The 10,249-nt window shown below is 70.9% G+C and carries 12 protein-coding genes; 2 read left to right on the top strand and 10 right to left on the bottom strand.

What is annotated here, in order from left to right:
* The 10 genes from BM536_RS38010 to BM536_RS37965 all read right to left on the bottom strand — a co-directional run.
* A partial coding sequence (locus tag BM536_RS38010; protein WP_425444726.1) for an ATP-binding cassette domain-containing protein occupies nt 1-221 on the bottom strand: 221 nt, incomplete at its 3' end.
* 61 nt (nt 222-282) lie between these two features.
* On the bottom strand, nt 283-1,125 hold the full coding sequence (locus BM536_RS38005) for a DUF4097 family beta strand repeat-containing protein (RefSeq protein ID WP_073491935.1): 843 nt from the start codon (nt 1,123-1,125) through the stop codon (nt 283-285).
* Nucleotides 1,126-1,209: 84 nt separating this feature from the next.
* Nucleotides 1,210-1,725: a toxin-antitoxin system HicB family antitoxin gene (locus BM536_RS38000; RefSeq protein ID WP_073491936.1), complete on the bottom strand. Its 516-nt coding sequence runs from the start codon at nt 1,723-1,725 to the stop codon at nt 1,210-1,212.
* A 191-nt stretch (nt 1,726-1,916) separates the two neighbouring features.
* The gene (locus BM536_RS37995; protein ID WP_211363021.1) at nt 1,917-3,596 is read right to left on the bottom strand and encodes an acyl-CoA dehydrogenase family protein; all 1,680 of its coding nucleotides are present in this window, start codon (nt 3,594-3,596) and stop codon (nt 1,917-1,919) included.
* A 63-nt stretch (nt 3,597-3,659) separates the two neighbouring features.
* Entirely contained in the window at nt 3,660-4,796 is a 1,137-nt protein-coding gene (locus tag BM536_RS37990) for a zinc-binding dehydrogenase (RefSeq protein ID WP_079274920.1), read from the bottom strand.
* A gap of 82 nt (nt 4,797-4,878) precedes the next feature.
* Nucleotides 4,879-5,814, bottom strand: coding sequence for a ketoacyl-ACP synthase III (locus BM536_RS37985; RefSeq protein ID WP_073491937.1), 936 nt, complete (start codon nt 5,812-5,814; stop codon nt 4,879-4,881).
* Nucleotides 5,811-6,068, bottom strand: a complete 258-nt coding sequence (locus tag BM536_RS37980; protein ID WP_245874012.1) for a phosphopantetheine-binding protein — start codon at nt 6,066-6,068, stop codon at nt 5,811-5,813. Before BM536_RS37980 ends, BM536_RS37985 begins: the two co-directional genes overlap by 4 nt.
* Nucleotides 6,069-6,100: 32 nt before the next feature.
* Nucleotides 6,101-6,388, bottom strand: a complete 288-nt coding sequence (locus BM536_RS37975) for a biotin/lipoyl-containing protein (RefSeq protein ID WP_245874011.1) — start codon at nt 6,386-6,388, stop codon at nt 6,101-6,103.
* Nucleotides 6,385-7,365, bottom strand: a complete 981-nt coding sequence (locus BM536_RS37970) for an alpha-ketoacid dehydrogenase subunit beta (RefSeq protein ID WP_073491938.1) — start codon at nt 7,363-7,365, stop codon at nt 6,385-6,387. Before BM536_RS37970 ends, BM536_RS37975 begins: the two co-directional genes overlap by 4 nt.
* Nucleotides 7,365-8,276 carry a thiamine pyrophosphate-dependent dehydrogenase E1 component subunit alpha gene (locus tag BM536_RS37965; RefSeq protein WP_245874010.1) on the bottom strand — a complete coding sequence of 304 codons (912 nt, stop codon included), beginning with the start codon at nt 8,274-8,276 and terminating at the stop codon, nt 7,365-7,367. Before BM536_RS37965 ends, BM536_RS37970 begins: the two co-directional genes overlap by 1 nt.
* A 925-nt stretch (nt 8,277-9,201) precedes the next feature.
* Between BM536_RS37965 and BM536_RS37960 the strand changes: the two genes are divergently transcribed.
* Both BM536_RS37960 and BM536_RS37955 read left to right on the top strand, forming a co-directional pair.
* Entirely contained in the window at nt 9,202-9,417 is a 216-nt protein-coding gene (locus BM536_RS37960) for an MbtH family protein (protein WP_073491939.1), read from the top strand.
* A gap of 91 nt (nt 9,418-9,508) precedes the next feature.
* A complete protein-coding gene (locus tag BM536_RS37955; RefSeq protein ID WP_073491940.1) occupies nt 9,509-10,219 on the top strand; it encodes an LmbU family transcriptional regulator in 711 nt (236 codons plus the stop codon).
* Nucleotides 10,220-10,249: the final 30 nt, after the last annotated feature.

Genomic DNA, 10,249 nt, shown 5'->3' with positions numbered 1-10,249 from the left:
GCGTCCGCGGTGATGAGCGTGGACAGGATCTTCACGGCGGTCGTCTTGCCGGCCCCGTTCGGACCGAGCAACGCGAACACGGTCCCGGCCGGGATACGCAGGTCGATGCCGTCGAGCACGACCTTGTCGCCGTAGGACTTGCGCAGCCCGATGGCGGAGATGGCGGCGGGAGGCGGTGTGCCGTCCCCCTGAATGGGCGTGGGCATGACAGATGAAGGCATGAAGCCCTCCGTTTCGAGGTCTGAAGTGACGGGGACTGGGCGGGGTTGGCGGTGCCGGTGTTCAGCCCCGGGCGCGGCGCACGTCGATGTTGCCCCAGCGGGTCCTGGCGCGGACCTCGACGGTGTCCTCGGACTGCTCCGGGGGCTCGGCGTCGGCGAGCGTGTTGCGCACCTGGCCGCGTTCGGAACTGACGTCGAGCCAGGCGGCGGTGCCCTCGCGGATGCCGATCTCGATGGAGCCGTTGGCCGTCTCCAACTGGATGGTGCCGCGGGCGACTTCGGCGACGCGCAGGGTGCCGTGGGCGTTGGTGGCGACGACCGAGCTCTCGGCCCGCGCGATGTCGATGGCGCCGTTGGAACCACTCACCCGGAGGTCGCCGATCGCGGTGCCGACGGTCGTGGTGCCGTGCGAGTTCTTCAGGACGGCGGGCCCGTCGATGGTGCCGACGCGCATGCTGCCGGAGCTGGTGGTGATCTCGGCCATGCCCTCGACCCGGTCGACGACGATCGAGCCGTGGGAGGCGGTCAGCTGGAGCGGCCCGGTGGTGTCGAGGCGGACGTCACCGGCCGAGGTCTTCACCCGGACCTCGCCGAGCCGGCCCTCGCCGAGCACCTGGGTCCCGGCGCCGGTCATGTCGATGCGCGAGCCCGTGGGCAGTTCGACCGTGACGTCGACGGTGCCGGAGCGCCCGATGAGGTTCGCCTTGGGCGTCCGGACGGTCAGCACGCCGCTCACGTACGTGACCTCGGTCTGGTCGGCCGCCCGCACGTCCTGGTCCCGCTTCGTGTCGCGGGGGTGCACCTCGACGACGGTGTCGAGGCGGTCGCCCGCGGCGAACCGGATGGAACCGGAGTACACGTGGGCGGTGGCCGAAATCGGTTCGGGAGTGTCGAAAGAAGGCATGGCTGTACCGTCCTCGTGAGTCGTTGGACCGTTGTCGCTGGTGGGACGTGGTGCCGGTGAAGAGTGGTGCGGGGGCGGACGCGGCTAGCGCACCCAGCCCTTGATGCTCTGTCCGACGGTGCGGGTCTGCTCCGTCGTGCGCTGCCGCGCGCCGCCGTCGACCGCGGCCGACACGGTGCGCACGAGCCAGGCGTTGACCGACAGGCCCTCGCGGCGCGCGGCCTCCTCGGCACGTGACTTGAGGTGGGCCGGCAGGCGCAGATTGACGCGGGCGGTGCCGCTCTCGTCACCGTCGGCGGGCTCCTGTGTCCTGAGGTGTTCGACGGGCTCGGCCGGCTCCGTGACGCCACCGCCGACGGGCGGTGGTGTCACCACGAAGTCGGGCTCCAGTCCGCGCAGCCGTACGTCGACCGAGCCGGGGGCCAGCTCGCGCGTGATCTCGTCCATCGCGGCGGAGAGCACGTTGAGCAGGGTCAGCCGGGTCGCCGACTCCAGAGGAGCCGTGAGCCTCTCGGCCAGCTCACGGGCATCTTCCCCGCCGGCTTCGGCGGCCACCGCGAGTTCGCGGCGGAGGGTGTCGACATACGGGGTCAGGTCCATGCCGTCATGATGGCACCACTGTGGCGCCGCATGCAAGTGTGGATGGCGCCCCTGGCGTGCGGAGCTTGTGAATGGCCGCCCGAACTGCGGAAAGTGGCGGGGGCTGCCTGGCCCGGTGCGGCGTCATGCGGGCCTATGCTCCGTTTGGCGGCCGAGATGGCACCGGATGGCGCCATCTGGTGCCACTTGCGTCATGTGATGCCATCGAAGTGGCGCGTGAGGGCGGCCCGCCTGGGCGGGGGCAGGCCCCGCGGTGCCGGAACGGGACGCGCGGCGGGGGCATGGAGGAATAGGTCATCGGCGCGACGAGCGGGTGGCCACGCGGCTGCCGGAAGGGGGCGGGGGCCGCTCGTACCGGGCTCTCGCGGCTGCGGAAGGGGCCACGTCGCTCGTACCGGCTCGCCCGGCGGAGTCGCTCGTACCGGCTCGCCCGGCGGAAGTCGCTCGTACCGGCTCGCCCGGCGGAAGAGGTGACGCGCTGAACGCGGGGTGGCCTGCGGACGTGGAGACGCGCCATGCGGGTGCGCGCCGGCCGCCGGTGTGGTGGTGCCGGCGGAAGGCGGCCGCGTCGGCCACGGGTTCCCCGTATGCCGCGGGTTCCAAGTGCGAAGACCGGGGGGTGCCGGGACACCGGGCAGGTGACCGGCACGCCTTGCCCGTCGGGAGCGGAGGGAGGTCCGGCCACCGTGGCAGGACCTCCTTCCGGGCGACTCACCGCCGTTTGCGGGCGGGGAGCACGTAGCGGGCGTAGAGCAGGTCACGCATGATGTCCTCGCCGCCCTCGATGATGGCGACATAGCGCATGTCGCGCACCAGTTTGCCGATCGGTGGTCCTGCGTGTAACCGAGGCCGCCGAACATCTCGGAACCGGCCGAGGCCACGTCCCATCCCGCCTGGCCGCAGTAGAGCTTCGCGGCCAGTGCGGAGCGCAGGGTGCCGACCCGGTGGAGACCGGTTCCACCGCCGTCGGCCGCCGCCAGGACGCCGTCGAGTTCGGCCGCGGCGGCCCGGCACTGGTTGCGCATGACGTCGATCAGCGCCTCCATCTGCCCGAGCTTCCCGGCGAACACGGCGTTCTCGGCGAGCGGGGCGCCCCTGAGTCTCTTCGCCGCCGCGTACTCCATCGACAGGTCCCGGATCCGCCGGGCGATTCCCACCGCGGAGGCGGCGATCAGTATGCGGCTCGCGTTCAGGACCGCCTCGAGTACGCGCAGCCCGTTGCCGCGCAGGCGGTGGGTGGCCGGGACGGAGCAGCCGTCGAGCCGTACCCGGTAGGTGCCGGTGCTCCGGACGCCCAGGAGATCCCAGCGCTTGACCATCTCGACACCGGGTGTGTCGCGCGGCACCGCGATGACGGCGAAGTCCGCCTCGTCGTCGGACGACCGGGCGAGCACCATCAGCAGGTCGGCCGCGTCCGTGTTGGTGGAGAAGTACTTGTCGCCCGTCAGTACCAGCCTGTCGCCTTCCGTGCGGAAGGTCGTGGCGGTTCTGACCAGCTCGCTGCCGGCCTCCTCCTCACTGCCGAGCACGGCGACGCGGCCGCCCTCGGACGCCAGCCTTTCCAGCGCCGGGCGGGCCAGTTCCTCCTCGCCGAAGTGCTGGAGCATGAGGGTGCCCAGCACGGGCAGGAAGGCGCTGAAGGCGAAACCGGCGTCACCGTAGGCGAGTTCGGACACCACGTCGACGCTGTCCGCAAAGGAGACGCCGTCGCCTCCGTACTGCTGGGGTATCCACCAGTTGGCGAGGCCGGCGGCGTGCAGCCGGGACGCCTCGGCGGTGGGCTGTTCCGGCAGGCTGTCGAAGTGCTGGTCCTTCCCGATCAGCTCGGCCGCAGTGAAGTCTCGTACGCGCTTGAGCAGTTCCGCTGTCATGTCGCCCTTCGCAAGGTGTCCGTCCGTGTTGCCCTGCCGCACCGTCGTCTCCGGTCGGGCCGGTCAGAGCGGGTTCACCCGGTACATCGGGAAGTACGACCCGATCCTGCCGTTCGCGTAGTCGTCGGCCAGCTCGGGCACCTGGTCGAACTCGTAGATCACGTCCGCCCCCTTCGGCGCGATCCAGCCCTCGGCCTCCTGGAAGTCCCGGATGCCGGGTGAGTCCTGCAGCCGCCACACGTGCGTGTTCACATGGATGTGCCGGCTGATGGACTCGGCCCCCCGCAGATGTGACAGGCGCATCCCCGCCTTCCATCCGCACGTGGTGACGACCCCCGCGCGGGCCAGGGCCGTCAGGGTGACGTCGTACAGGGGCTGGCCGATGTTGTCGACGAAGATCGCGACCCCGTGCCCGTCGCTGAGGTCCCGGACGACGCCCAGGAACTCCTCCACCGCCTTGCGTCGCCGCTGGTGCCGCTCCCGGTCGGTGCGTTCCTGCCGGGTCGGAAGCGAGAGGTCGGGGAACCGGCGGCGGTCCACCGCAGTGATGCCGTTCTCGCGCAGGAAGGCGACCCGCTCGTCCGAGCCAGCCGTCATCGCCACCCGGAACCCGGCGCGCTTGGCCAGCATCAGTTCGGCGAAGGCCACGCCGCCTCCCCACCCGAACACCAGGTGGTTCGCCGGATCGTCGTCGGTGACCTGCGTCCGCCAGCATCCGTACGCCTTCTGCCAGTTGTCCCAGGCGGTGAAGTACCGCCCGTACGTGGCCCACTGGGGCAGCGAGTACACCGTGCCGTCCGGGATCGGCAGCAGCACCCGTACGTCCATCTTCGACCGCTTGGCGAGCAGGCCGATGGTGTCGGGAGCGTCGTAGGCGTAGGCGAGTTCGGCGTAGCCGAAGCGGTCGAGCTTGCCGAACGGCATGAGCAGACACAGGTCCCCTTCCCGGACCTGCACGTCACGGCGGCTGCCCGCGTTCACCTTGAGCACGCGCACCACGCCCATGTTGCCGACGACCACCGTGTCCTCGCCGCGGCTGCTGCACACGTCGATCGGTGAACGGGCCAGCGCGTGGTCGACGTTGGCCTCCCAGGAGCCGAGGATCGGCTCCACCAGCGCCTCACCCTCTTCCAGCGGGCCGAAGGTGAACAGATCACGTTGCAGCGCGCCGCCGAGTCCGCCGTCGTGCGGACCGGTCACCGCGCCGGAGCGCAGGACCCAGGCTTCTGGTGAGTAGATGACAGCCTCCTCTTGTCGAGTACGTTCCCCGTCACCGGCTCGGTCAGGGGGCGGGGTGGGGAACCCGGTAGTCCACCGAGACACCGCCCCACGCCTCACCGGCGCCGTAGGCCACGGCCCCCAGCCGGCCGGCGGCGGGGAGGGAACCGGCGTTCAGCTCCTCGGCGAACGCCAGCGGGATCGACGCGGACGACGTGTTCCCGGAGTTCTCGATCCGGTTCACGAAGGGCACGCCGAGATGGGCGGTGAACTCGCGGACCTGTTCCAGGATGCGGCCGTTCGCCTGGTGGCCGACCAGGACGGTCGGCGCGGAGCCGTGGTCGAAGAGGTACTGCGCCGACTCCGCCATCCGGCGCACGGCACGGTCGTACACCTGCATCCCGTCGAGGTGGATGCCGCCCGCGTCGGTCTCCCGCATGAGCGCCTCCTGGGAGCCGTCGCAGCCGGCGATCTGGCGGAAGCCGGCGAACTCCGCGCGGTCCTCCACCAGGACGGCCGCGGAGCCGTCGGCGAAGATGCACGCCGTCTGCCGGTCGTTGCGGTCCACGAGCCGGGACATGGCCTCCACCGAGCACACCAGGACCGACCGCGCCTGTCCGGCGGCGCAGAGCGAGAGCCCGGTGACCAGCCCGTAGACGAAGCCGCAGCAGGCCGCGTTCATGTCGAAGGCCAGCACCGAGGGCCCCAGCCCGGCAAGTTCCGCCACCTTCTGCGCGACCCCCGGGACGCGCTGCCGCACCGAGGTGCTGACGACGACCAGGGCGCCGATCGAGGAGGGGTCGTCCATCCTGGTCACGATCGGCGCGCAGGCCTCCGCCGCCACCTCCGCGAGCGGGGTCTCGTCCGGCAGCCAGGAGCGGGCAGCGATGCCGCTGCGGCGCCGGATCCACTCGTCGGTGAGACCGATCGCCGCGAAGTGGTCGTTGTCGACCGTCCGGCCCGGCTTCGCGGTGGCGATGTCGACGATGCCCGCGCTCATTCCCGGTTCGCCAGCTTCACGAAATAGGTGCTGAAGTCGTCCAGGAAGGCGAAGCCCGCGGTCTCCTGGAGGTCGCCCTTGACCTGCAGCTCGCGCTCCAGCTGCTGGTGCAGCTCGACCAGGTCGAGGGAGTCGAGGTCGAGGTCGGCGACCGGCCGGGTGAGGTCGTCGGGGCCCAACGACGGGTCGCGCTCGCGCAGTTTGGCCAGCATGGTGTCCGTGATACGGCTTTCGATGTCGCTGATCTCGCTCATGTGGTTCTCCGTTCCGTTCAGGTGACTGGATCTCAGGTGACTGGATCTTCGGATCTCGGGGCGTGGGGAGGCGGGTCGGCCGCCAACCGGTACAGCACCTCGCCGGACCTGAGGACCGTGCCGGGCGTCGCGGTGTGGGCCGTGACCCGTCCGCCGTGCTCCGCCACGATCTCCGTGCTGGCCTTGTCGGTCTCGACGATCGCGATGACGTCCCCGCGCTCGACCCGGTCGCCGACACCGACGACCCACTCGACCAGCAGGGCCTCGCCGAGGCCGTGGCCGAAGCCCGGAACCCGCATGTCCACGGGGGAGCCGCTCACTTCGTCATCACCAGCACCTCGTCCTTGATCTCCCGCACACCGATCAGGTAGTCCTTCTCGAAGTCCGCCGGGGGGTAGGCGCGGCGGTCCGGCGCCAGCCGGCGGACCGGGCCCCGAAGCGCGTCGAAGGCGTGCTCGGCCACCGACGCGGCGACCTCGGCACCGATGCCGACGTCCTTCGACCCCTCGTGCACGACGAGGAGCCGACCGGTGCGGGCGACGGACTCCAGGACGGTGTTCATGTCGAGCGGGGCCACCCAGCGCAGATCCACCACCTCGACGTCGACTTCGGGGCTGAGCGCGTACGCCGCTTCCAGCACCTCGTGGGTGACCGCGCCGAACGTGGCGATCGTGAGGTCCGTGCCCCGCCGCACGATCCGGGCCGCGGTCGGTGACCTCGCGGGCTCGGGGTCCCGGGCGGGCGTGTTCCGCCGCCAGTACAGACGGATCGGCTCGTACATCACCACGGGCGAACCGAGTGTCACGGCGTACCGCAGGATCTGATCGGCGTCCTCACCCGTGGAGGGACACGCCACCGAGATCCCCGGGACGCGGGCGAAGAGCGCCTCGTTGGACTCGCTGTGGTGTTCGACGCCCCGGACGCCGCCGCCGGTCGGGATCCGCACCACCAGGCTCGGGCTGACCTGTCCGTTCCACCGGTCGCCGATCCGGGCCGCCTGCGTCACCAGCTGGTTCACCGCGGGATAGGTGAATCCGTCGAACTGGATCTCGCACACCGGCACCAGGCCGCTCATCGCCATGCCGACGGCCTGGCCGACGATGGTGGACTCGGCCAGCAGTGAGTCGCGCACCCGCTCCGCGCCGAAGCGTTCCCGCAGCCCCCGAGTCACCCGGAACACGCCCCCCAGACGTCCGATGTCCTCGCCGAGCAGCAGCAGTCTCGGATCCTGTTCGAGCAGGTCCGCGAGGGTCGCGTTGATCGACTCCGCCAGGGCGGCGGACCGTACGGCGCTCATCACACGTACTCCTTCATCAACCGCTCCCGCAGCTCCCGCACTTCCGCGTCGACGGCGTCGAGCCACGCGGTGTCCACCAGGCCCAGGCCGCCCAGCCGGGCGGCGTAGGCGGTCACCGGGTCCGCGGCCCTGGCCCGCGCGATGTCCTCGTGGTCGCGGTACACCTCCTGGGCGTCGGAGGTCGAGTGGCCGTGGATGCGCCCCACGGGGATCTCGACGAGACAGGGCGCACGCTCCGCGCGGACATGGGCGGCGGCCCGGGAACAGGCCGAGAAGACGGTCTCCGGGTCCTGACCGGGGACCCGGACGGACTCGATGCCGAAGCCCCGGGCGCGCTCCGCCACCGAGGTGCGCATCTGCTCCCCGGCCGGTTTCGAGATGGCCCAGCCGTTGTTCTGGCAGATGAAGAGCACGGACGCCGACTCGACGGCGGCGAGGTTCAGCGCCTCCGACATGTCGCCCTCGCTGGTGGCGCCGTCACCCATGTACACGACGACCAAGTCGTCCCGGCCCTGCAACCGCTGTCCGATCGCATAGCCGACGCCGTGCAGCGTCTGTGCGGCCAGGACCAGGGTGTAGGGGAAGAACCGCAGCCGGCGCGGGTCCCACCCGCAGAACGTGCGGCCGGCCCACTGCGCTACCAGCTCGTCCGGTGTCACGCCACGCAGGAGGGCGACCGCGTGCTCGCGGTAACTGGGAAAGACGGTGGCGGTCGGGCCCACGGCGAGTGCGGAGCCCACCTGCGCGGCCTCCTGTCCCTGGCAGGACAGCCAGAGATCGAGCGCGCCCTGCTTCTGGAGCTGACGGGCCTCCTCGTCGACGCCTCTGGCCACCAGCATGTGGCGCAACAGCGACCGTCGCGTGTCGTCGTCCGGATCTGTTCCGTACTCGGTTTCTGCCTGCAGGACCATGGATCACCAGTCGTAGGTTCGTCGATGGTTCGTCGATGGGCTTTCTGTCGTGGTGCCGCGCGGAACCCTCCGAGGACCCTCCCGTCGCAGGCGGATCACGCCCCGGCGGCCGGACGCGGGAAGCACGGGCGGCGACGCGGCGTCGGTGTTCACGCGCGGGCGGTCGCGGACGGCGGCGCGGGCCCGCCACCGACGTCGGGCATCATCGCGTCAGCCCCTCGTGGCGCGGTTTCCCGTGGCAGGCGAGGACCGTGACCGGCGCCTCGTGCGGCGACGCGGCCGGACACCGGCCCGGCACCGCCTCCCCGGACGGTCCGCCGGGCGAAGTACATGCGAGCACGGCTTCGGCCAGTGCGTCCATCAGCAATTCCTTTGCCCTCGTTGCGGCGCGATCGCGGTCGCCGCTGCGCGACGGTGTTCGGCGGGAGTGGCGCTCGTCCGATGTCTTCCGCACTCGGGAGAACAGGCCCTGGCGGGCCGTCCATGCAGGCTCGTATTCGACCGCGGGCGCTCTTGACCGCCTCGGCCGGTGAAGGATTACCGAACCGAATTCGAGCGGCCCTTCCACGGGCCTTCCACGGCCCTTCCCCGGTCCTTCTGCGGCCCCTCGACGGCCCACCCACGACCTCTCCATGGGCCGCTGGTCGGCCATGGTGGCACAACAACCCCAGGGGAATACAGGTTCGGGCGGACGACCGGGAGGTCAGCCTCTCGGCGCGCTCGTGGCGTCGCTGATCGAACCTTGTGGCGTCGGCGGTCGAGATCTAAGTTGGCGTCGGAATTACCGGGGCGCTGCGGATGCCGGGTGTCCTGTCGACGGGACGGCGCCCATCGGCGAATCCGCCCCGGTGCCCCCATTTTTTCGAACTCGGCCCGGCGATTTCCCACGCCGGGTCACCCCCTGACGGTCAAGGACGGTGGGCAGTTGAGTACGAACCCTTTCGATGACGAGGACGGCCGCTTCCACGTGGTGGTCAACGACGAGGACCAGCACTCCCTGTGGCCGGTGTTCGTCGAGGTGCCCGCGGGCTGGCGGGTGGTCTTCGGCGAGGCGGCCAAGGCCGAGTGCCTGGAGTACGTGGAACGGAACTGGAGCGACCTGCGCCCGAAGAGCCTGCGGGAGGCCATGGCGACGGGCTGAACACCGGTGATCGCCGGCCGGTGCCCGGTCGGGCGATCGGTGTACGCCCAGGCAGAGACTCTGGTTCGAAGACGAAGTGGGGGAGCGTCCGGTGAGGACCGCGAGCAGCTACAAGGCGGGGCCGGTGGGCACCAGCGGCAAGCCCGCGCAGCGCGATGTGGAACTGTCCTTCGTGGGGAAACAGGCAACGGTGCGGAAGTCCGGGATGGTCTTCCCGCAGGGCCTGTCGGAGCGGTCCTGGGAACGTATCGGGGCCAGCCTGCGCGAACTCACGAACTCCTCGGCGTGGTGGCTCGGCGACTGGTTGATCTTCGGGGAGACCACGTACGGGCTGCGGCGCTACCGGGAGGCCATCGAGCGCACCGGGCTCGACTACCAGACCCTGCGCAACTACGCCTGGGTGGCACGGCGGTTCGATCACCACCGCAGGCGGGACAGCCTCAGCTTCGCCCACCACGCCGAGGTGACCCGCCTCTCGCCACCGGAGCAGGACTACTGGCTGCGCGAAGCCGAACAGCGCAAGTGGTCGCGCAACGAACTCCGCAGGGCGGTCCGCGCCGGCCTGGCCGAGCAGAGCCACCCTGCGGACATCCCCCCGAGCGGCGGCGACGAGAAGCAGGAGACGCCCCGGCCCGCCGAGCCGGCGGGCGCCGACGAGTGCCGGAAGGCCACCACCCTCACCATCGAACTGTCCGCCGCCCAGCTTGACCACTACTCGCAGGTCGCCGCCGCGCACGGTCTGCCCGTCGACAAGTGGGTGGCCCAGGTGCTCGACGCCGCCGACGACCGGCGTACCGCCTAGAGGTGCCGACCGAGCCCGGTTCGCCGTGGT

It is taken from the genome of Streptomyces phaeoluteigriseus, from assembly GCF_001896135.2.
In the GTDB taxonomy this organism is placed as follows: Bacteria; Actinomycetota; Actinomycetes; order Streptomycetales; family Streptomycetaceae; genus Streptomyces; species Streptomyces phaeoluteigriseus.
The sequence above is the reverse complement of the archived record's forward strand: the minus strand, read 5'-3'. Positions and strand labels throughout refer to the sequence as shown.